Source organism: Ensifer sp. Root278 (assembly GCF_001429285.1).
GTDB lineage: Bacteria > Pseudomonadota > Alphaproteobacteria > Rhizobiales > Rhizobiaceae > Ensifer.
This window is the reverse complement of record NZ_LMJJ01000005.1, coordinates 124,850-145,644: the sequence shown is the minus strand read 5'-3', so window position 1 is coordinate 145,644 and position 20,795 is coordinate 124,850. Positions and strand designations below refer to the sequence as shown.

General features: G+C 62.5%; 19 protein-coding genes. 6 read left to right on the top strand and 13 right to left on the bottom strand.

Going from position 1 to position 20,795, the window contains the following annotated elements; translation table 11 throughout:
- Positions 1-5: 5 nt before the first annotated feature.
- Positions 6-1,118 (top strand): DegT/DnrJ/EryC1/StrS family aminotransferase, encoded by a 1,113-nt coding sequence (locus ASE60_RS07415; RefSeq protein WP_057249099.1) that lies wholly within the window; start codon positions 6-8, stop codon positions 1,116-1,118.
- 9 nt (positions 1,119-1,127) lie between these two features.
- On the opposite strand, the gene ASE60_RS07410 is transcribed toward ASE60_RS07415, so the two are convergent.
- Positions 1,128-1,988 carry a glycosyltransferase gene (locus ASE60_RS07410; RefSeq protein WP_057249098.1) on the bottom strand — a complete coding sequence of 287 codons (861 nt, stop codon included), beginning with the start codon at positions 1,986-1,988 and terminating at the stop codon, positions 1,128-1,130.
- Between the two features lie 207 nt (positions 1,989-2,195).
- Here ASE60_RS07410 and rfbF point away from each other — a divergent pair, with 207 nt between their 5' ends.
- The 4 genes from rfbF to ASE60_RS07390 all read left to right on the top strand — a co-directional run bounded on the left by rfbF (position 2,196) and on the right by ASE60_RS07390 (position 6,185).
- Positions 2,196-2,963 carry a glucose-1-phosphate cytidylyltransferase gene (rfbF, locus tag ASE60_RS07405; protein ID WP_057249097.1) on the top strand — a complete coding sequence of 256 codons (768 nt, stop codon included), beginning with the start codon at positions 2,196-2,198 and terminating at the stop codon, positions 2,961-2,963.
- A complete protein-coding gene (rfbG, locus tag ASE60_RS07400) occupies positions 2,960-4,027 on the top strand; it encodes a CDP-glucose 4,6-dehydratase (protein ID WP_057249096.1) in 1,068 nt (355 codons plus the stop codon). The genes rfbF and rfbG overlap by 4 nt, the downstream gene beginning before the upstream one ends.
- Positions 4,028-4,035: 8 nt before the next feature.
- Positions 4,036-5,268, top strand: coding sequence for a class I SAM-dependent methyltransferase (locus ASE60_RS07395; RefSeq protein WP_057249095.1), 1,233 nt, complete (start codon positions 4,036-4,038; stop codon positions 5,266-5,268).
- Positions 5,269-5,447: 179 nt separating this feature from the next.
- Positions 5,448-6,185 carry a glycosyltransferase gene (locus ASE60_RS07390; RefSeq protein WP_244495560.1) on the top strand — a complete coding sequence of 246 codons (738 nt, stop codon included), beginning with the start codon at positions 5,448-5,450 and terminating at the stop codon, positions 6,183-6,185.
- A gap of 181 nt (positions 6,186-6,366) precedes the next feature.
- On the opposite strand, the gene ASE60_RS07385 is transcribed toward ASE60_RS07390, so the two are convergent.
- Genes ASE60_RS07385 through ASE60_RS07360 form a run of 6 tightly spaced genes read right to left on the bottom strand, consistent with a single transcriptional unit; the run spans position 6,367 to position 12,750 of the window.
- On the bottom strand, positions 6,367-7,134 hold the full coding sequence (locus ASE60_RS07385) for an ABC transporter ATP-binding protein (RefSeq protein WP_057249094.1): 768 nt from the start codon (positions 7,132-7,134) through the stop codon (positions 6,367-6,369).
- A complete protein-coding gene (locus tag ASE60_RS07380; protein WP_057249093.1) occupies positions 7,131-7,964 on the bottom strand; it encodes an ABC transporter ATP-binding protein in 834 nt (277 codons plus the stop codon). Before ASE60_RS07380 ends, ASE60_RS07385 begins: the two co-directional genes overlap by 4 nt.
- Positions 7,961-8,905 carry a nickel transporter permease gene (gene nikC / locus ASE60_RS07375; protein WP_057249092.1) on the bottom strand — a complete coding sequence of 315 codons (945 nt, stop codon included), beginning with the start codon at positions 8,903-8,905 and terminating at the stop codon, positions 7,961-7,963. Before nikC ends, ASE60_RS07380 begins: the two co-directional genes overlap by 4 nt.
- Entirely contained in the window at positions 8,902-9,963 is a 1,062-nt protein-coding gene (locus ASE60_RS07370) for an ABC transporter permease (protein WP_057249091.1), read from the bottom strand. The genes nikC and ASE60_RS07370 overlap by 4 nt, the downstream gene beginning before the upstream one ends.
- A gap of 42 nt (positions 9,964-10,005) precedes the next feature.
- Positions 10,006-11,646: an ABC transporter substrate-binding protein gene (locus ASE60_RS07365; RefSeq protein WP_057249090.1), complete on the bottom strand. Its 1,641-nt coding sequence runs from the start codon at positions 11,644-11,646 to the stop codon at positions 10,006-10,008.
- A 48-nt stretch (positions 11,647-11,694) separates the two neighbouring features.
- Positions 11,695-12,750 (bottom strand): dipeptidase, encoded by a 1,056-nt coding sequence (locus tag ASE60_RS07360; protein WP_057249089.1) that lies wholly within the window; start codon positions 12,748-12,750, stop codon positions 11,695-11,697.
- A 301-nt stretch (positions 12,751-13,051) separates the two neighbouring features.
- Between ASE60_RS07360 and ASE60_RS07355 the strand changes: the two genes are divergently transcribed.
- A complete protein-coding gene (locus tag ASE60_RS07355) occupies positions 13,052-14,371 on the top strand; it encodes an alpha/beta hydrolase (RefSeq protein WP_057249134.1) in 1,320 nt (439 codons plus the stop codon).
- Here the strand turns inward: ASE60_RS07355 and ASE60_RS07350 are convergent.
- The 6 genes from ASE60_RS07350 to ASE60_RS07325 form a co-directional block, all read right to left on the bottom strand.
- Positions 14,368-15,411, bottom strand: coding sequence for a Gfo/Idh/MocA family oxidoreductase (locus ASE60_RS07350; protein WP_057249133.1), 1,044 nt, complete (start codon positions 15,409-15,411; stop codon positions 14,368-14,370). The genes ASE60_RS07355 and ASE60_RS07350 overlap by 4 nt on opposite strands.
- Before the next feature lie 5 nt (positions 15,412-15,416).
- A complete protein-coding gene (locus ASE60_RS07345) occupies positions 15,417-16,202 on the bottom strand; it encodes a ThuA domain-containing protein (RefSeq protein ID WP_057249132.1) in 786 nt (261 codons plus the stop codon).
- Between the two features lie 100 nt (positions 16,203-16,302).
- The gene (locus ASE60_RS07340; RefSeq protein ID WP_057249088.1) at positions 16,303-17,331 is read right to left on the bottom strand and encodes an ABC transporter ATP-binding protein; all 1,029 of its coding nucleotides are present in this window, start codon (positions 17,329-17,331) and stop codon (positions 16,303-16,305) included.
- A gap of 11 nt (positions 17,332-17,342) precedes the next feature.
- Positions 17,343-18,173 (bottom strand): carbohydrate ABC transporter permease, encoded by an 831-nt coding sequence (locus ASE60_RS07335; protein ID WP_057249087.1) that lies wholly within the window; start codon positions 18,171-18,173, stop codon positions 17,343-17,345.
- The gene (locus ASE60_RS07330) at positions 18,173-19,159 is read right to left on the bottom strand and encodes a sugar ABC transporter permease (protein ID WP_057249086.1); all 987 of its coding nucleotides are present in this window, start codon (positions 19,157-19,159) and stop codon (positions 18,173-18,175) included. The genes ASE60_RS07335 and ASE60_RS07330 overlap by 1 nt, the downstream gene beginning before the upstream one ends.
- Positions 19,160-19,368: 209 nt before the next feature.
- Positions 19,369-20,631 (bottom strand): ABC transporter substrate-binding protein, encoded by a 1,263-nt coding sequence (locus ASE60_RS07325; RefSeq protein ID WP_057249085.1) that lies wholly within the window; start codon positions 20,629-20,631, stop codon positions 19,369-19,371.
- Positions 20,632-20,795 lie beyond the last annotated feature (164 nt).

The window sequence follows — 20,795 nt, the reverse complement described above, 5'->3', positions numbered from 1 at the left end:
CCCACATGACGAAACCTCGCATTCTCTACACCAAGCCCTCAATCACCGAACGCGAAGTCGCCTATGCCACCGATGCAGCGGCGAACGGCTGGGGCGAGCGCTGCTACGATTACATCAATCGCTTCGAGTCTGCCTTTGCCGCACATCTCGATGTCACCCATGCGATTTCGACATCGAGCTGCACCGGCGCGCTGCACATGGGCCTTGCCGCTCTCGGCGTCGGGCCGGGTGATGAAGTCATCCTGGCTGACACGAACTGGACCGCATCCGCCGCCCCGATCGTCCACCTCGGAGCAAAACCGGTCTTCGTCGATGTGCTCGCCGACAGCTGGTGCATCGACCCTGACAAGGCCGAAGCGGCCATCACGCCGAAGACCAAGGCGATCATGGCCGTGCATATCTACGGCAATCTCTGCGACATGGACCGCCTGCTCGAAATCGGTACGCGGCACAACATCCCCGTTGTCGAAGACGCAGCCGAAGCACTCGGATCGGAATGGCGCGGACGCAAGGCCGGTTCGCTCGGCGCCTTCGGCGCATTTTCCTTCCACGGCACCAAGACCATGACGACGGGCGAAGGCGGCATGTTCGTCACCAGCGACAGCAAGCTCTATGAAAAGGTGCTGACCCTTTCCAATCACGGCCGGGCACGCGGACAAAAGAAACAGTTCTGGCCGGACGAAGTCGGGTTCAAGTACAAGATGTCGAACCTTCAGGCGGCCGTCGGCCTGGCGCAGATCGAACGCGTCAACGAACTGGTCGAGCGCAAGCGCGAGATCTTCTACGCCTACAGGGAACAGCTCGCGGGCGTGAACTCCATCTCCATGAATCCGGAACCGGAAGACACGAAGAACGGCTTCTGGATGCCGACGGTCGTCTTCGCGCCGGAAACCGACGTCACGCGCGAGAAGCTTCAGGGTGCTTTCGCCGCCGAAAACATCGACGCCCGCGTCTTCTTCTGGCCGCTGAGCTCGCTGCCGCCCTTCGAAGGTGTGTCGGCAAACACCGTTGCCTATGACCTTCCCGGCCGGGCGATCAATTTGCCGAGCTATCACGACATGACGTCTGACGAGATCGGCCGGGTCGTGCAGGTCCTGCGCGACTGCGCAGCACATTGATGGCCGAACTCAGCGAAGCGATAAGGCAGACCGGAATTTCTGCCTGAGCGCCCGTTTGTGCGTCTTGAACCAGGGGGCGACCCGGAGGTCCATGTGCAGCTCAAGCGCGCGCTTCATCGCCTTCAGCTCGGCGGCCGACCATTGTCGTTCTGCAATCATCTCAAGTGCAATTCGTTTGTAGCGCCTGCGCGCTTCCAGCAGGTCTAGCGGCGGCAGGTGGTAGTCGGCCTGGCGCTTGATGCGCTGAATGAAACGCCCTTCCTGTGACAGGGCGACCGCATTGTCGAAAATCGCAGGCAGCAGCGCGAGATGGTCCGCAGCCCACGCGAACCCGTAGTCGGGAAGACGCCGCAGGGCCACGCCTGTGGCCTCTCGGCGCCATAGGCCGTAGAACCAGCTCGGGTGGCAGCCGAGAAGGATGTCGCGAATGCGCAGCGCTCGCTCCCCCGATAGCTGAGACGGCAGGCCGTAAAGTCGCTCGATCCGCTCCGGCAGCTCTACTATCCTCAACACCGGCGAAACGGCAAGCGAGGCATGCGGCTCCCTGTCCAACGCCGCGACGAGACCGGCAATGTGGATCGGATCGGCAAGGTCATCGTCGGCACGCCAGCAGAAATAAGGAGCGCTGCTCATAGCGTGCGCTCTGTGGAAGTTCTCAGTTGCCGAAACCGTCTCACGGTAGAATACATGCCGAAACCGCGTGTCGGTCTTCACGAAATCCGCGCAGATGTCGGAGGTGCCGTCGGTCGATCCGTTGTCCGAGATGAAGACCTCAAAATCCTCGAACGTTTGGTCCCGAAGGCAGGCGAGGCACTCAGCGATGAAATCCGCGCCGTTATACGTTGGCAGCCCGATACCCACCCGCGCCATTTCCGTATCCTTCCCGGCAATTGATTGAGCCGGCAAATCGTGCAATGAACCGTGCGCGTCCGCCCCGAAAGTCGCGTTTCCGGCTGTGATAATTCGATCGCCTGGATTGTCAACATCGCACGAGCGATCCACGCGCAAGGTAGCATGGGTTATCTCAACGGGAGGAATGCGTCGCGCGCTGTACGCGCGTCACTGTGAGGTAGCTGCATGAAAGTCGTCATACTCGCCGGTGGTTACGGCACGCGCATCTCGGAAGAGAGCCATCTGAGACCCAAGCCGATGATCGAAATCGGCGGGCGGCCGATCCTCTGGCACATCATGAAGATCTATAGCCACTACGGCTTTTCGGATTTCGTGATCTGCCTCGGCTACCGCGGCTACATGATCAAGGAATACTTCTCCAACTACATCCTGCACTCTTCCGACGTCACCTATGACATGGCGACCGGCGAGACACTCTTCCATTCCAACAAGGCCGAGCCGTGGCGCGTGACGCTCGTCGACACCGGCACGGACTCAATGACCGGCGGGCGCCTGAAGCGCGTCGCCGATCACCTGGGCGATACCTTCTGCCTCACTTACGGCGATGGCGTTGCCGACGTGAACATCAAGGCGCTTACCGATTTCCATCGCAGCCACGGCCGCGAAGCGACCGTGACCAGCGTCGTTCCGCCGGGGCGTTACGGCGCGCTTGCCGTCAGCGACGGGCGGGTTCAGAGCTTCATCGAGAAGCCCGCCGGCGACAACAACCGCATCAATGGCGGCTTCTTCGTCCTCAACCGGTCCGTGCTCGATCGCATCGAGGGCGACCACACCTCGTTCGAAACCACGCCGCTCGAAGGCCTGGCCAGTGACGGCCAGTTGATGGCCTTCCCGCATGACGGTTTCTGGCGACCGATGGACACGCTGCGCGACAAGAACCAGCTCGAAGAACTCTGGCAACACGGTTCGGCGCCCTGGAAAGTCTGGTCATGAGCCGGCTTGCCAACCCCGCCTTCTGGGCCGGCAAACGCGTGCTTCTGACGGGCCACACCGGCTTCAAGGGAAGCTGGGCGCGGCTCTGGCTGGCGCAGATGGGCGCCCGCGTTGCCGGCTATGCCTTGCCGCCTGCCGCTGAGCCGTCTCTGCACGCCCTGCTCGGGCCAAGCGAAACCGCAGGCGAACATCTGAGCGATATCCGCGACGGCGATACGCTTGCGACGGCCATCCGCCAGTTCGACCCGGAAATCATCCTGCATATGGCGGCCCAGCCGCTGGTGCGCGAAAGCTACCGGACACCGGCCGAGACCTTCGATGTCAACGTCATGGGCACGGTGCGCCTGCTGGAGGCGGCCCGCACGGCGCCCGCGCTCAGAACGATCGTCGTCGTGACCACCGACAAGGTCTACCGCAACGACGAAAGCGGCCGGCATTTTCCGGAAGAGGCCGCACTCGGCGGCCATGACCCCTACTCCGGCTCGAAGGCTGCCTGCGAACTGGTCGTTTCGACCTGGCGGGATTCGTTCCTGCGCGAGCGCGGCATCCGGGTCGCGACCGCCCGCGGCGGCAATGTGCTGGGCGGTGGCGACTTCTCCGTCGACCGATTGGTCCCCGATATCGTCCGAGCTGCACTATCGGGCGAGATGCTCGATATCCGCAGCCCCATGGCGACCCGGCCCTGGCAGCACGTGCTCGATTGCCTCAACGGTTACTTCGTCTATGCCGAAGCGCTGCACGAGGGCCAAACCGATGTTGCAGCACTGAATTTCGGCCCCTCCCCCGCAGAACGGCAGATCCCCGTGCGCGATGTCGCCGGCGCAATCCAGATCGCCATGGGTCTGCAGACAGGATGGCGCGACAGTTCGTCTGAGGATCGGCCCCGCGAAATGCAGACGCTCGGCCTCGATCCGGCCCTTGCGCTGAAGGCCTTGTCCTGGACCGCGCGGCTCTCGCAGGATCAGGCGATCGCCTGGACCGCGCACTGGTATGACGGCTGGCGTCGCGGCGGCTCCGCCCGCGACCTGACGCTCGGCCAAATCGACGCTTTCATGAGAGGCTAACGACTTCGATGCCCCACAACTGCCGTTTCTGTTCGACGCCGCTCACGACCGTCGTCGCCGACCTGGGATCGACGCCCTGGTCGAATTCGTTCCTGGAGCCGACAGAGGAAGCAATCGCGCGCGAACGCTCGTTTCCTCTGAAGGCCATGGTCTGCTCCGAATGCCTGCTGGTGCAGACAACGGAGACCGTGCCGGCCGACGAGATCTTCACCGACGGTTACGCCTATCTCTCGTCGTTCTCGACCAGTTGGCTGGAGCACGCCCGCCGTTACGCCGAGACCATGACCGAGCGCTTCGGACTCGGCAACGCGTCACAGGTGGTTGAGATCGCCTCGAATGACGGCTACCTGCTGCAATATTTCGTCGCCAAGGGCGTGCCCGTGCTCGGCGTCGAGCCCGCCGCCAATGCGGCACGGATCGCCGAAGACCGCAACGTTCCGACCGAGGTGGCCTTCTTCGGCCGCGAAACCGCGACGGCGCTCGTCAATCGCGGCATCCGCGCCGACCTGACCGCCGCCAACAACGTGCTGGCCCATGTGCCCGATATCGCGGATTTCGTCGGCGGCTTCGCCATCCTGCTGAAACCCGATGGCGTGGCGACGTTCGAGTTTCCGCATCTGTTGCGTCTCATGGAAGGCGTGCAGTTCGACACGATCTACCACGAACACTATTCCTACCTGTCGCTGGCCGCCGTCGAACGGATCTTCGCAAACGCCGGCCTGAAGGTCTTCGACGTCGAGGAACTCGCGACCCACGGCGGTTCGCTGCGGGTCTTTGCTCAACTGGCCTCCGGTGCGCGCGAAGCGACCGAAAGGCTAGCAGCTGTCCGCGAGAAGGAAGCCGCAGCCGGCCTGATGCGGATGGAAACCTACGCTGCCTTCGACGACCGGATCGCCGCCGTCTGCAAAGGATTTCAAGAGTTCCTGGCGCGTGCCAAGGCCGAAGGCAAGACGGTGGCCGCCTATGGCGCCGCCGCCAAGGGAAACACTTTCCTCAATGTCTGCGGCGTAAAGCCGGGCGACATTGCCTTCGCGGTCGACCGCAACGATCTGAAGCAGGGCAAGCTGTTGCCGGGCACCCATATCCCGGTGCACGCACCGGCCCACCTGCAGGTTGCGAAGCCCGATTATCTCGTCATCCTGCCGTGGAACCTGACCACGGAAATCGTTGCGGACAATGCCGCAATCCGCGACTGGGACGGACAGTTCGTCGTTGCAATTCCGGAGCTGAAAATCTTCTGATTCCCGGCGCCGGGCGGAGAAAATGTGGACATGCTTCCGCCCGGACCCCACACCAAGCAGCGAAAATCCATAATGTATATCGCCTGGGGTTGGTCTGCCCCAAATTTGACGTGTTCAGATTGAAATTCGGCGATGGCGTGGGTTCCAACAGTTGCAAATTAGCACCCTAAGGAGGTGCAATGTCCACTATTGACCTATGCCTTGTCGCCACCCGGCGACCGGACCTGCTTGCCCAGACGCTGGCCAGCTTCCGGGACAGGATCTTTCTCAGGCTCGAGCTGCGCGGCGCCTATCTCAACCTTGATCCGATCTTCGGATCGCCCGAGGATCACAGCACTTGCGTGGAGATCTTCCGCAGCCACTTCCCCGACGGCATCGTCTTCCAACCGGAGAACCCCGGCTTCTGCGCGGCTGTCGCGAGACTCTGGTCGTCGACCAGCGCCGACTGGGTCTTCCATCTGGAAGACGACTGGATTGCCCTGAGGGACATGGGAGAGGAATTGCTGGCACCCTTTGCCGATCCGGCGATCACCCAGGTGTCATTCCATACGGCGGACCAGAACTGGGATATCCGCCGCAAGGGTCACTTCCACCGGCGAAACGAGTATGCGCGTTTCCTCGGGATCAAGATCCCGCTGTTTCGCACCTTCCCGAAATTCACAACGTCTCCCTCCATCCTTCGCGGCGGCTTTGCGCGCCATTGCGCCGGGCTGATGGATTTTTCTCGTGACCCCGAGAAGCAGTTCTATTCCGGCGTAAATCCGGCAATGGAAACCTACGTCGCCCGGTGCCGGAACTACATCTTCTCGCCGGAGGCCCGCCCGGTCATCAAGGACATCGGACGGGAATGGCGCGAACAGCGCCGCATCCGGAAGGTGATCACCGACTCGGCCTCGATCTGGCGGCAAAGCGCGTAAACGTGCCGGCTCTACTGCATGTTTCCTTCAATCGTACCCGATTAAAGGACAAAAACATGCAGCACTTCAAAGTGCTACAGCGACCTTTGCGCGTCTGATAAGACGCGCGGCGCTGTAGGGCGCGGTTCCCCCCAACAAGGGTTACGCAAGCGGGATGCTCGTCCCGCTTGCGCTGGTACCGTCACGCGGTCGCGGCAGCGTCCTTGCGCTGGAACCCCTTGCTCGCCACCATCAGGCTGCGCGTATAGTCCTCGCCGATCCGCCCGGCGACGAGATCGCCGGAAGACAGGTACTCGACGACGCGCCCGCCCTGCATGACCGCCAGCCGGTCGCACATATGGGTGACGACGCCGAGGTCATGGCTGACCATGATGAAGGTGAGCTTGCGGTCGCGCCTGACCTGCTCCAGTAGGTTCAGGACCTCTGCCTGCACCGAAGCGTCGAGCGCCGACGTCGGTTCGTCGAGAAGCAGGGTCGAGGGCTCGAGGATCAGCGCCCGGGCAATGGCGATACGCTGGCGCTGCCCACCAGAAAGCTGATGCGGATAGCGGAAGCGGAACCCCGACCCGAGACCGACTTCGTCGAGCGCCTTGAGGATGCGGCGTTCGCCGTCCGCCACGCCGTGGATAGCCAAAGGCTCAAGCAGTTGCCGGTCGATCGTCTGGCGCGGGTGCAGCGAGCCGTAGGGATCCTGGAACACCATCTGCACGGCGCGATAGAAGGCCTTGTCGCGCTTGGCACCCTTGAGCACCCGATCATGGACGCGGATGGTACCGCCCGTAACAGGCGCAAGACCGGCGATTGCCCGGAGCAAGGTCGACTTGCCCGATCCGGACTCGCCGACGAGACCAAAGGACTCGCCCGGCGCAATCTCGACGCTAACGTCGTTCAGCGCCTTGAATTCGTCATAGGTGACGGAGAGATTCGAAACGGAAACGGCTGATGTCATTGAGCCCACTCCGGCTTGCGGTCGAGAACCGGCAGGGGATGGCGATCGGATCCGATCGCCGGCATGCAGTTCAGCAAACCTTGCGTATAGGGATGCTTGGCGTTGGCGAGTTCGGACGCAGCCAGTTCCTCCACGATCCTGCCGGCATACATGACAATCACCCGGTCGCAGAAGGACGAGACGAGCCTGAGATCGTGCGAGACGAAAATCAGGCCCATGCCGCGCTCGGCAACCAGCTTGTCGAGGATACCAAGCACTTCGAGCTGCACGGTGACGTCAAGCGCCGAGGTCGGTTCGTCGGCGATCAGCAGTTCCGGTCCGGCAACCAGCATCATCGCGATCATCGCGCGCTGGCCCATACCGCCCGAAACCTCGTGCGGGTAGAGATCGTAGACACGCTTCGGATCGCGGATCTGCACGGCCGCGAGCATGTCGAGCGCCCGCTCCCGGGCTTCGCCGCGGCTGACACTCTCATGCTGCCTGAGCGTCTCGACGATCTGCCGGCCGATGCTCATGACCGGGTTCAGCGAATATTTCGGGTCCTGCAGGATCATCGCGATGCGCTTGCCCCGGAGGTCCCGACGGACCTTTGGCGATGCCGAGAGCAAATCGATACCGTCGAAGGACAGTTGCTTGGCCGTCACCTGCGCATGGCCCGGCGTCAACCCCATGATCGCCCGGCCCGTCTGCGACTTGCCGGAGCCGCTTTCGCCGACGATGCCGAGGCGTTCGCGGCCGAGCGTGAAGGAGACGCCACGTACCGCCTCGATGAGGCCGGTACGGGTCGGGAACGAGACCTTGAGGTCTTCTACCGTCAGCAGCGTACTCATTGGCCGCTCTCCCGGGGATCGAGCGCGTCGCGCAGGCCGTCGCCGAGCAGATTGAAGCCGAGGCTGACGATCAGGATCGCAATGCCGGGCATCGTTGCAACCCACCACTGATCAAGGATGAAGCGGCGGCCCGAGGCGATCATCGCACCCCATTCCGGCAAGGGCGGCTGGGCGCCGAGGCCGAGGAAGCCGAGGCCAGCGGCCGTCAGAATGATGCCGGCCATGTCGAGCGTGACGCGCACGATCAGCGACGACATGCACATCGGCATCACGTGCCGGAAGACGATGCGGATCGGCGACGCGCCCATGAGCTGCACCGCCGAGATATAGTCCGAGTTGCGAACCGTCAGCGTCTCGGCGCGGGCAATGCGTGCATAGGGCGGCCAGGAGGTGATCGCGATCGCGATGACAGCGTTTTCGATCCCCGGTCCGAGCGCCGCGACGAAGGCGAGCGCCAGCACCAGCTTCGGGAAGGCAAGGAAGATATCGGTGATGCGCATCAGCACCGCATCGACCCAGCCACCGGCATAGCCGGCGACCGCGCCGACGATCAGGCCGATCGGCGCTGCGATAACAGCGACCAGCAGCACGACGGCAAGCGTCAGCCGCGAACCATGGATCAGCCGCGAAAGGATGTCGCGACCGAGATCGTCGGTGCCGAGCAGGTAGCCGGGGCTTCCTGGTGGCTGCAGCCGGGCGTTGGCAAGATCGCCGATATAGGGCGAGTGCGGCGCCAGGACATCGGCGAAGGCCGCAACGAAGACCAGCGCCAGCAGGATGATGAGGCCTAGAACGGCAAGCCTGTTGGCGGCAAAGCGCTGCCAGGTCATGTAGGCGCGGCCGAGACGGGCCTGGGTGCGCGACTGCGGGCGATCGGACAGCAGCCATTCGCGCCGCGTCATCGGGCGTGTCGGGGGACGTGTTTCGGTAACGGTGCTCATCGCTGGCGCGTCCTCGGGTCGAGCGTCCGGTAGAGAAGATCGGACAGGAGATTGATGCCGATGAAGACCGAACCGATGACGATGGTGCCACCAAGCACGGCGTTCATGTCGGCATTCTGCAGCGAGTTGGTGATGTACAGGCCAAGGCCCGGCCAGGCGAACACGGTTTCTGTCAGCACCGAGCCTTCGAGCAGGCCGGCATAGGAAAGCGCAATCACGGTCACGAGCGGCACCGCCGCGTTTCTGAGCGCATGACCCCAGATGATACGGGTCTCGGAAAGGCCCTTGGCGCGCGCGGCGACGATATATTCCTGCTGCAGCTCATTGAGCATGAAGCTGCGCGTCATGCGGCTGATATAGGCGAGCGAGAAGTAACCGAGCAGCGACGCCGGCAGGATGATGTGGCGGAAAACGTCCCACAGCACGTCCCACTGCCGCTGCCAGAGCGCGTCGAACAGGTAGAAGCCGGTGATCGGCGTGAACGTATATTCGAAGACGATGTCGATGCGGCCGGGATAGGCGACCCATTTCAGCCGCGCGTAAAAGACGAGCAGCGACAGGAGCGCCAGCCAGAAGATCGGCACCGAGTAGCCGACGAGGCCGATGACGCGGACGATCTGGTCGGCGATGCTGCCGCGCTTGACGGCGGCGAGAACGCCGAGCGGCACGCCGAAGATGGCGCCGATGAGGGTGCCGAGCGTCGCAAGCTCCATGGTCGCCGGGAAGACGCGGCGGATGTCGGTCATGACGGGGTTCGTGGTCAGCACCGAAACGCCGAAATCGCCGGTCAGCGCCTGGCGGACATAGATGAAGAATTGTTGGTAGAGGGGCAGGTTCAGCCCCATCGCCTCGCGCGTCCTTTCGACGACGTGCGTCGGCGCCCGGTCGCCGAGAACGGCCAGAACCGGGTCGATCGGGATCACCCGGCCGATGAAGAAGGTGACGGCCAGAAGGCCGAGATAGGTGGTGACGACAACGACAAGAAAGCGCAGCACGGCTGACACGATCTTGCCGGGACGGGCGCGTTTGCGCCCGTCCACTGTCCCTGTTGCGCTCATGCTCAAGGGAACGATCCTTTCGGTTTATTCCTTCGAGACGGCTTATTCTTTCGAAATTCCGGCGACGAAGTTGGTGTCGAAGCTCGGACCAAGCTTCAGGCCCTTGACGTTGCCGCGGTAGCCGGCGACTTCGGTCTGCTGGAAGATGATGACGAACGGGCTTTCGCCCAGAACGGTCTTCTGCAGTTCCTTGTAGGTCTCGGCACGCTTGGCGCTGTCGCGCTCGAGCAGAGCGTCCTTGGTCTTCTTCGTCAGCTCCGGAACGTCCCAGGCATTGCGCCAGGCAAGCGTCTTGTTCTTGCCTTCGTCGGAATTGTCAGGGTTGCTGGTGAAGGTTTCAGCGTTGGAGTTCGGATCGAAATAGTCCATGCCCCACTGGCCGATATACATGTCGTGGTTACGAGCACGATACTTCGTCAGCGTCTGCTTCCCGTCGCCCGGGATGATTTCGAGCTTCACCCCGGCCTGGCCTAGCGTCTGCTGGAAGGATTCGGCAATACCGGTGACCGGCTGGCCGTTGCGAACGTCCATGGTGACGGTGAAGCCGTCGGCAAGGCCGGCCTTCGTTAGCAGTTCCTTCGCCTTGGCGACGTCGAGCTTGTAGGGGTTCTCGTCGAGGGCACCCAGAACGCCCTTCGGCAGGAAGCTCTGGTGGATCTCGCCGATGCCCTTGATGAGCGTCGAGCCGATCGCATCATAGTCGACCAGATACTTGAAGGCTTCACGCACTTCAGGCTTGGCGAGGTTGGCGTTCTTCTGGTTGAGGCTGATGTAGTAGACCGTGCCCTTCGGCGCATTCGTCGTGGCGAGGTCGGCGTTCTTCGAAACGGCGTCGTAATCGCCCGGCTCGAGGTTGCGTGCGACGTCGATATCGCCCGCTTCGAGCGCCAGGCGCTGGCCCGAGCTTTCCTTCATGTGGCGATAGATGACGCGGGCGAGCTTGGCCTGTTCGCCATAGTAGTTGTCGTTGCGCTCGAGCACGATAACCTCGTTGGCGCGCCACTCGCGCAGCTTGAACGGACCGGAGCCGGCGTAGCCGGTCTTCAGCCATTCGTTGCCGAAGTCGTTGTCGTACTTGAAGTCGTCGCTCGGCGTGACCACTTTGACGTGTTCGAGAACGAGTTTCTTGTCGAGGACTGCGCCCACGGTCGCCGTCAGGCAATTCAGAACAAAGCTCGGAGCATAGGGCTGGTCGACGGTAAAGACGAAGGTCGTCTCGTCGGTAGCCTTGGCCTTTTCCGTCACGTTGTCGCCGTTGAGGCCAAACTGGGTGAGGATAAAGGCGGGGCTCTTGTCGAGCTTGACGGCGCGCTCGAACGACCAGGCGACGTCCTCGGCGGTTACCGGGTTGCCGGAGGCGAACTTAAGGCCGGACTTCAGCTTGAACGTATAGGTCAGGCCGTCATCGGACACGGTCCAGCTGTCGGCGAGGTCGCCGACGACCTTGGTTGTGTCGTTGATGTCGAGGCGCACCAGCATGCTGTAGGTGTTGCCGGTGATTTCGGCCGCGGTCAGCTCGAAGGCTTCGCCCGGATCCATGGAGATGACGTCGTCGATCGCAAAGGCTTCGACCAGCGTGTCCTTCGGCGTTTCGGCAAAGGCCGGTGCGGTCGCGGCCATCACCATGGCAAGCGCCGCAGAAGCGGTCAGAAGACGAAGACGTCCATTGAGCTTGTGCATCATTTTTTGCAGTTCCCTCGTTTGCGCCCTTTTGGGCCCTTCTTCATGGGTTCAGGCGGCCTCGTGCCAAGCCTGCCCCAGAACTCTCCACCAGTTCTCCCGGCATATCTTTGCCAGTTCGGCGTCACCATATCCGGCGCCTCTCAACGCAGTAACGAGCGCATGGTTACCGGCTGCGTCAGCGATCCCCACGGGGATCGTTGCGCCATCGAAATCCGATCCGAGCGCCACGCATTCGATGCCCATGCGCTCGACCATGTAGTCGACATGGCGAACCATGTCGGAAAGCGGCGTCGCGGCATTTTCCTGGCCGTCGGCGCGCAGCATCGTTGTCGCATAGTTGAGCCCGACGAGCCCCTTGCTTTCGCGGATGGCGTCCAGCTGCTTGTCCGTCAGGTTGCGCGCAACCGGCGTCAGCGCATGCGCGTTCGAATGGCTGGCAACCAGCGGCTGGTCCGTGGTTTTCGCGACGTCCCAGAAGCCCTGCTCTGTGATGTGGGCGAGGTCGATCAGGATGCCCAGCCGGTTGCAGGCACGCACGAGTTCGAAACCCGCATCCGTCAGCCCCGGCGCTGTGTCCGGCGACTTCGGATAGGAGAACGGCACGCCATGGCCGAAGACGTTGTGGCGGCTCCAGACCGGCCCAAGCGAGCGCAGGCCGGCGGCATAGAAGGTTTCGAGCGCCGACAGATCCGCACCAATCGCCTCGCAGCCTTCCATGTGGAGCACCGAGGCGAAGACACCTTTCTCGACCGCTCCGCGGATTTCGGCGGTCGAGCGGCAAAGCTTCCAGGCCCCTGCCCGGTCGAGGCGAACGGCGATGTCGGCGAGCTCGATGGCGATCGCCAGCGACGGCAAGTGTTCGAGGGGCGCGGAGAGCGGCGTTTCGTAATGGCCGTTTTCATCCGGCGGCTGCAGGACCAGATCGCCCGAGGGCACGTAGATCGCCGAAATGCCGCCGATGAGGCCGCCCGCTTTGGCGCGCGGCGCGTCGATGTGGCCCTCGCCGATACCGTCGACGAATTCGCGGACCGGGTCAGCCCCCTTTCGGGCGTTCTGCCACAGGCGCAGAAGCACGTCGTTATGGCCATCGAAAACCGCCTGCATTCCTGAATTCCTTCATCATTTCAGGGAGATCGAACGGAGCACCTACGGCCGCGTCCGGGGAAAGGTTGTGGCGATGCTAGTGAAAGGCCAAAGCCTTTTCAATGAATATCAGGGGGTTTTACCCAGGGCTGCCTGTAGCGAAATGTTGCATGATTGTCGCAATCTCGCCGTCAAACACAGCGGCGACAGGTGTGCAATGCCGATCAAGGGATGAAAATCTGGCGTTTCTAATGCAAGGAATTGGCTCGGTCCCGCTCGCAGGGATGTCGCACCGCATGATGCGGTACTGGGGGTTTGGTTGCTGCGTCCGTTTTCACTCGCAGGTTCGCAAGGGCATTGGAGCCGCATCGCCGCCACGCTCCTCCTCGCCGTAACCCTTGCGGCCTGTGCCGGCCGGCCGGTCGGCGTGCTCGTTCCTTCGGGCACGACGGGTGGCGCCTCCCAGGTCGACCTGATGATCGCGACAACGCGCGCGCCCACGGCGGAACCGGGCGTGCTTTTCAGCGGCGAACGGTCGGACCAGCTTTCCCTGACGGAAATCGTCGTTTCAATTCCGCCGGAGAAAAACCGGCAAGTCGGCCAGGTGCAATGGCCGAAGAAGCTTCCGGCCAATCCGGAGCGCGACTTCTCCACGGTCAGCGTCACGCCATTGCGTGAGGGCAACGACGTCCAAAGCTGGCTGAAGGGTAACCTGCCGAAGAGCCGGCGCGTGCTGATCTTCGTTCACGGTTTCAACAACCGCTACGAGGACGCGGTCTACCGCTTTGCCCAGATCGTCCACGATAGCGGCACGGACGTCGCCCCCGTCATCTTCACCTGGCCCTCGCGGGCCAGCATCTTCGACTACAATTACGACAAGGAAAGCACCAACTATTCGCGTGACGCGCTGGAGGAACTGCTTCGGCGTGCGTCGAGCAATCCTCAGGTCGGCGAAATCACCGTCATGGCCCATTCGATGGGCTCATGGGTGACGGTCGAAGCTCTGCGCCAGATGGCGATCCGCGACGGACGCATCGCGCCCAAGATCACCGACGTCATCCTAGCCTCGCCCGATCTCGACGTCGACGTCTTCGGCCAGCAGATCCGCGCCATGGGCGACAAGCGCCCGAAATTCACGCTGTTCGTGTCGCGCGACGACCGGGCGCTGACGCTCTCCAGGCGCATTTCCGGCAATGTCGACCGTCTTGGCCAGATCGATCCGACCGCCGAGCCCTATCGCACACAACTCGAACAGGCAGGTATCAGCGTCATCGATCTGACGGCGCTGAAGGGCGGCGACAAGCTGAACCATGGCAAGTTCGCCGAAAGCCCGGAAGTCGTGCGCCTGCTTGGCAACCGGCTGATCGCCGGCCAGACCGTGACCGATTCCGATGTCGGGCTCGGCGAACGTCTGGGCGCCGTCACGCTCGGCGCAACGCAGACCGTCGGCAGTGCCGCAAGTCTCGCGGTCTCGACGCCGATCATGATCTTCGATCCCAACACCCGCAAGAACTACGACGCGCAGCTGCGCCGTCTGGGTCAATCGATGGAAAACACCGTCGGCTCGGCAGTGACCCCTTGGGTACCGCCGGAGGGCGGTGAAGCTGCCAAAAGCAGCTCCCCCGACCGTCACTCACGTTAGACGGGCAGCTCGCGCCGCTCGGCTTCCGTCACCATCGCGAGGTCGAGCACCTTCTGCAGGTTCGCCGCGTGACGAAACCCGGGCTCTTCGGTCTTGCCCTCGCGGACTGCCGCAACGAAGCGCTCATAGTTGGTCAGAACCGTACCCGCGTCGACATCGCGCCAAGTCGCGGTTTCAACGTCAGTGCCGAGGCAGGCCCGGAGCGTCGAGCCATCGGGCGTGTGCACCACTTCGAGCGCACCCTTGTCGCCGTGCAGCCTGAGCCTGAGCTCGTTCAAGTGCCCGGTCGCCCATCGGCTGGCATGGACGACGCCCATGGCGCCGTTGCCGAACTCCGCCGTCATGACGAAGCTGTCATTGGCATCGAGATCATACTCGCCGATGCGGTTATCAGGTGCCTTGTCGAAGGTCTTCAGACGGGCGAAAACCCGCGACGCGTCGGTGCCGGCGCCGTAGCCGGCGAAGTCGAGAATGTGGATGCCGACATCGCCGAGCACGCCGTTCGAGCCGTGCTTGGTCGAAAGTCGCCACAGCCATTGCGATTCCGTTGCCCAGTCGCCCCAGGCCTTGGAGACGAGCCAGCTCTGCAGATAGGACGCCTCCAGATGCCGCAACTGGCCGACATCACCTGCGAGCACCATCGCCCGTGCCTTCTGCAGCGGCGCGACATTGCGATAGGTGAGGTTCACCATCGTCACCAGGCCGGAACGCTCGGCCGCGTCCGCCATCTCCGCCGCCTTGGCGTAGTTTTCCGCAAGCGGCTTTTCGCAAAGCACGTGCTTGCCGGCGGCAAGCAATGCTAGCGTCGTCGGGTGGTGCGCCTTGTCGGGCGTCACGTTCGTCGCCGCATCGAACTTGCCCCAAGCGATCGCCTCGTCGAGCGAGGTGAAGGTCTCGGCAATGCCGTGCTTGTCGGCAAAGGCACGCGCACGCTTGGGGTCGACATCGACCGCGCCGACCATCTCGACGCCTTCGATTTTGGCAAAGGCCTGGGCATGGCTGTTCGCCATGCCGCCGGTTCCAACTACAAGAAGACGCATGATGCTCACCTGTATCCTGCTTCGCCGGCCTGGTGCAGCCGGGGGCCACGCTCGACGATCGGCTCCAGCGCCTTTTCGACCGGCACGTTCGGCGCATCGTGGATCGCCGTGTAGCGGTTATCGGCGTTGTAGGCCCACTTCACCGAATTGCGCAGCACCTTCTGGACATTGGCGTCGTGATAGGTCGGGTAGGTCTCATGACCGGGGCGGAAATAGAAGATGTTGCCGGCGCCACGGCGCCAGGTGAGCCCCGAACGGAACACTTCGCCGCCGGCAAACCAGGAGATGAACACGGTTTCGAGCGGCTCGGGCACCGAGAACTGCTCGCCATACATCTCCTCGTTCTCAAGTACGAAGTTCTCGTCAAGCCCCTCGGCGATCGGATGGCGCGGGTTGATCGCCCAGACGCGCTCGCGTTCGCCTGCCTCGCGCCACTTCAGTGCGCAGGGCGTTCCCATCAGGCGCTTGAAGATCTTGGAGAAGTGGCCGGAATGCAGCACGATCAGACCCATGCCTTCCCAGACGCGCTTGGCGACCCGCTCGACGATTTCGTCGCTGACGGCGCCGTGGTCCTTGTGACCCCACCACAGAAGCACATCGGTATTGGCAAGGCGCTCGACACTCAAACCATGCTCCGGCTCCTGCAGCGTCGCCGTCGTCGCCTCGATCGCGCTTTCCGTGTTCAGCGCCGCCGCGATCGTGTTGTGCATCCCGTTCGGATAGATGCTGCGGACCACCTCGTTGGTCTGCTCGTGGATATTCTCGCCCCAAACAACTGTTCTGATAGGCACGTTCATTCTCCTTAGCGTTTGCCCTCACGGGCATGTCGTCCTGCGATTGATGGGGTCGCCAGGAATTGGCGACCCCGAAGCTCCAGGTTCGCCTGAGCTTTCAGGCAGCCCCTCTCATGGGCGCACGACCCAAAGCCAGCCCCGCCGCATCGAAGCGGTGAATGTTGTCGCCGACCGGCGAGATCTGCACTGTGTCTCCCGGCTGGTGGTGCGAGGTGCCGCCTTCCCGGACGATGACCGGTTCCGCGGCACCGATGTCGAGATAGATATAACTGTCGGATCCCAGCATCTCGGAGTGCACCACCGTCCCTGACCACCTGCCGTCGCCCGACCTGATCTCCAGATGCTCGGCCCTGATGCCGATCGTGTGGGCGTCATAGGGAGCAGCAAGAGCACCAGAGAGAAAGTTCATCTTCGGCGAACCGATGAAGCCGGCGACGAAGACCGAGTTCGGGCTCTCGTAGAGTTCGAGCGGCGTGCCAATCTGTTCGACCCGGCCATCTCGTAGCACGCAAATGCGATCAGCCAGTGTCATCGCCTCGACCTGGTCGTGGGTGACATAGATCATCGTCGTGTTGTGCATGCTGCGATGCAGTTTCGCGATCTCGATCCGGGTCGCAACCCTAAGCGCTGCATCGAGATTGGAGAGCGGCTCGTCGAAGAGAAAGACCTTGGGATCGCGTACGATCGCACGACCGATGGCGACGCGCTGGCGCTGGCCACCCGAGAGCTGCCGCGGCAGCCGCTGGAGATAGGGGGTCAGTTGCAGCATCTCCGCTGCCGCCTCGACGCGTTTCCTGCACTGCTCCTTATCCTTGCCGGCGAGTTGCATGCCGAAGGACATGTTCTCGAAGACGGTCATATGCGGGTAAAGCGCATAGGACTGAAACACCATCGCGATGCCGCGCTTGGACGGCGTCAACTGATTGACCACCTGTCCGTCGAAGGAAAGCGTGCCCGAAGAGATGTCTTCAAGCCCGGCGATCAGGCGCAGCAGCGTGGACTTGCCGCAGCCGGAAGGTCCGACGAAGACCATGAACTCGCCGGCCCGGATATCCATGCTGACGCCCTTGATCACCTCGAAGGCACCGAAGGACTTGCGGATGTTGCGCAATTGAAGCTCTGCCATGTTTTTTCCCTTTATCCTTTGACGCCGCCGGCCGTGAGCCCGGATATGATCCGCCGCTGAAAGATCAGCACGAGGATAACCAGTGGCACGGTGACGATGATCGATGCGGCCATGATGTTGCCCCAAGGGACTTCGTACTCACTGCTGCCGGACAACAGCGCGATCGCGACCGGCACGGTGCGCTGGCTGTCTGATGACGTGAAGGTCAGCGCGAACAGGAACTCGTTCCAAGCGGCGATGAAGGCGAGCAGCCCCGTCGTCACCAGTGCCGGCCACATCAGCGGCATGAACACGCGCGTGATGATCACCCAGGGCGTCGCACCATCGACGATCGCCGCCTCCTCGATCTCGACCGGCAGATCGCGCATGAAGGTGGTCAGCACCCAGACGGTGAAGGGCAGCGTGAAGATCATGTAGGAAAAGATCAGCGCCAGGGGGGTGTTGAAGATGCCGACGGCGCGGATCAACTCGAACAGGCCGGCAAGCACCGCAATCTGCGGAAACATCGACACCGACAGGATCGTCAGGAGCAGAAGTCCGCGCCCGCGAAACCGCACCCGCGCCAGCGCATAGGCGGCGGTAACCGCAAGCAGCAGCGACACGCAGACTACGATGGTCGCGACCATCAGCGAGTTGGCGAGGTTGCGCAGGAAGCCGCTGCTCGTGACGATGCCGGCGTAGTTGTCGAAGGAGATCTCGGTCGGCCAGTAGTCGACCCGGAACAGCGCCGTTCCGGATTTGAAGCTCGTCAGCACCGCGTAGTAGAACGGGAAGACGGCCATGATGATGATGGCGGCGACGAGAGCGTAGAACGCCGTGCGCTTGGCAAAGGTGGCAACCATCAGCGCTCTCCCCCTTCGAGGTTGACGCGGCCGAACCACATGTAGGCGACGGTGATCGCCGCAATGATCAGGAACAGCATCGTCGAGGCAGTGGCGCCATAGGCGAACTTGTCGAAGTCGAACAGGTTCTCGCGCGCCAGCACCGACATCGTCTTGGTCTGTGCGTTGTTGGGCGTCAGCACGTAAATGAGATCGAAGATGCGCAGCGCATCAAGCATGCGGAAGATCACGGCGACCATCAGCGCTGGCCGGATCAACGGCAGCGTCAGCCGCCAGAAGACCTTCAGCGGATGCACGCCGTCGATCTTGGCCGCCTCGTAAATATCCGTTGGCACCATCTGCAGGCCGGCAAGGATGAGCAGCGCCATGAACGGCGTCGTCTTCCAGACGTCGACGATCAGCACCGCGACCATCGCGGTCTCCGGATTGGCCGTCCAGGCGATCTTCTGGCTGATCAGGCCAAGGCCGAGCAAAAGGTCGTTGAGAATGCCGAACTGGTCGTTGAGCATCCAGGCCCACATCTTGGCGGAAACGATGGTCGGGATCGCCCAGGGGATGAGGATCGCCGCCCGCACCAGCCCGCGCCCCGGGAAATTAGCGTTCAGCACCAGGGCGACGATCAGCCCCAGCACCGTCTCAATGGTGACGGACATCGCCGAGAACTTCAGCGTGTTCCAGACGGCATTCCACCAGGCCGGATCGGCAAGCAGGCCATTATAGACCGTGCGCCCGCTCTTCAGCGTGATCCAGCTCAGATAATTCTTGAAGCCGACGAACTCGGCACCTTCAAGATTGGTCAGCGACGCATTGGTGAAACTGAAATAGACGGTGCGTATGAGCGGCCAGCCGGCGACGAGCGCGAGCACCAGCAAGGTCGGCGCGAGAAAGATCCAGGCGGAGCGAATGCGGCTGGCGTTGAGGTCGGAACGGATCCCTGCCTGTTGTCCGAGGACGGAAGGGGGATCTGCGAGTGAAAGATCGGTCATTGTCTTGGCTCACTCTTGCCATTCGGCGCGCGGCCGAGCGGTTGGCCCGAGAGGAACGACGCCACCAGGCAATTCCAGGAAAGTGTGAAGCGTTTTCCCATCCAGAATTGCTTGCTTTCAAAGCACTTGTTCAGAGCGCTGGGCGTCGTCGGCGATTGCTCGGTGGAGCGAGGGAAGGCCCGGAGGCGCTCCCCTCGCCCCCGGGAGGATTACCAGCTATCGCCCTTCATCTCGGTGAGCTCGACTTCGAGCAGTTCCAGGTTTTCCGCAGCCGTGCCGTTGCCGGAGAGCGAGTTATGGACCGCATTCCAGAACTTGGCCGAAACCTCGTTGTACTTGACCTTGGTGACCGCCGACGGGCGCGGCACGGCGCTCTCGAAGATCGGCTTCCAGGCCGGCATGAACGGCTGGGCCTTGGCGACCTCCGCGTCGTCGTAGAGTGCGGCAATCGTCGGCAGATTGGAGAGCTCGATCGCCCTGCGCTTCTGCACCTCTGCCGAGGAGAGGAATTTGGCAAGCGCGATCGCTGCTTCCTGGTCGTCGGAATATTTGGAGACGGCGACGTTCCAGCCGCCGAGCGTCGAGGACGGCTGATCGCCATCGGTCGCCGTCGGCAGCGGCGTCACGGCAAACTTGCCTTTCACCGCGCTGTCGTCACCATTGCCGAGCGCATAGGCATAGGGCCAATTGCGCATGAAGACGGCATTGCCCGTCTGCCAGACGCCGCGTGATTCCTCTTCCTGATAGGCGAGCACGCCCTGCGGCGAAATCGTGCCGACCCACCCCTTGATGCGGTCGATCGCTGCGGCCGCCTTCTCGTTGTTGATCGAGATCGTGCCATCAGGCTCGACGATCTGGCCGCCGCCGGACGATTTGATCCATTCGAGCGCATTGCAGGTCAGCCCTTCATAGGCGTTGCCCTGGAAGACGTAGCCCCAGAGGTCGGCCTGGCCGCCGGCGCGTTCCTTCTCCTGGATTTCCTTGGCGGTCGTCGCCAGTTCATCCCAGGTCTTCGGCGGCGCCTTGCCGTACTTTTCCAAGAGGTCTTTGCGATAGAAGAGCGCCGGCGCATCGGTGAAAGCAGGCAGGGCCACGAGACGGCCGTTGACCGTCTGCGAGGCGATGATCGACGGGAAGTGCTGTCCGGCGACATCCTTCGCCGCCTCCGTCAAGTCGACGAACTGGTCGGCAAGCTGCGGCGCCCAGACGACGTCGGTCTGGTAGACGTCCACATCCTTGTTTCCGGCGGCGAGCCATAGACGGTACTGGCTGAACTGCTCGCTGCTCGACGGCGGCATGGTGACCAGGCTCACCTTGTGCCCCGTCTGCTTCTCGAAGATGGCGAGCTGCTCGCGGATGAAATTGACGTTCTTGCCGGTCGTGTTGGCGGCGAGCGAGAGCTCGGCGGCGCTGGCCGTTCCGGCTGCAACGATTGCGGCACAAAAACTCAGGGCATTGAGCATGGTTGTCATTGGGTCGACTCCTCCTGTTCCCCCTCCACCGCACGAAAGCTCCTCAGCAAATTCGAAAGCGGTTTGGATTGAAAAAAGTTGGCAGAAGACGGAAAAACTGTCAATCCATACATCAGAAAAAGTCGTTCGGCCGTAAATCATTTAAAATAATTATTTAATTTCAA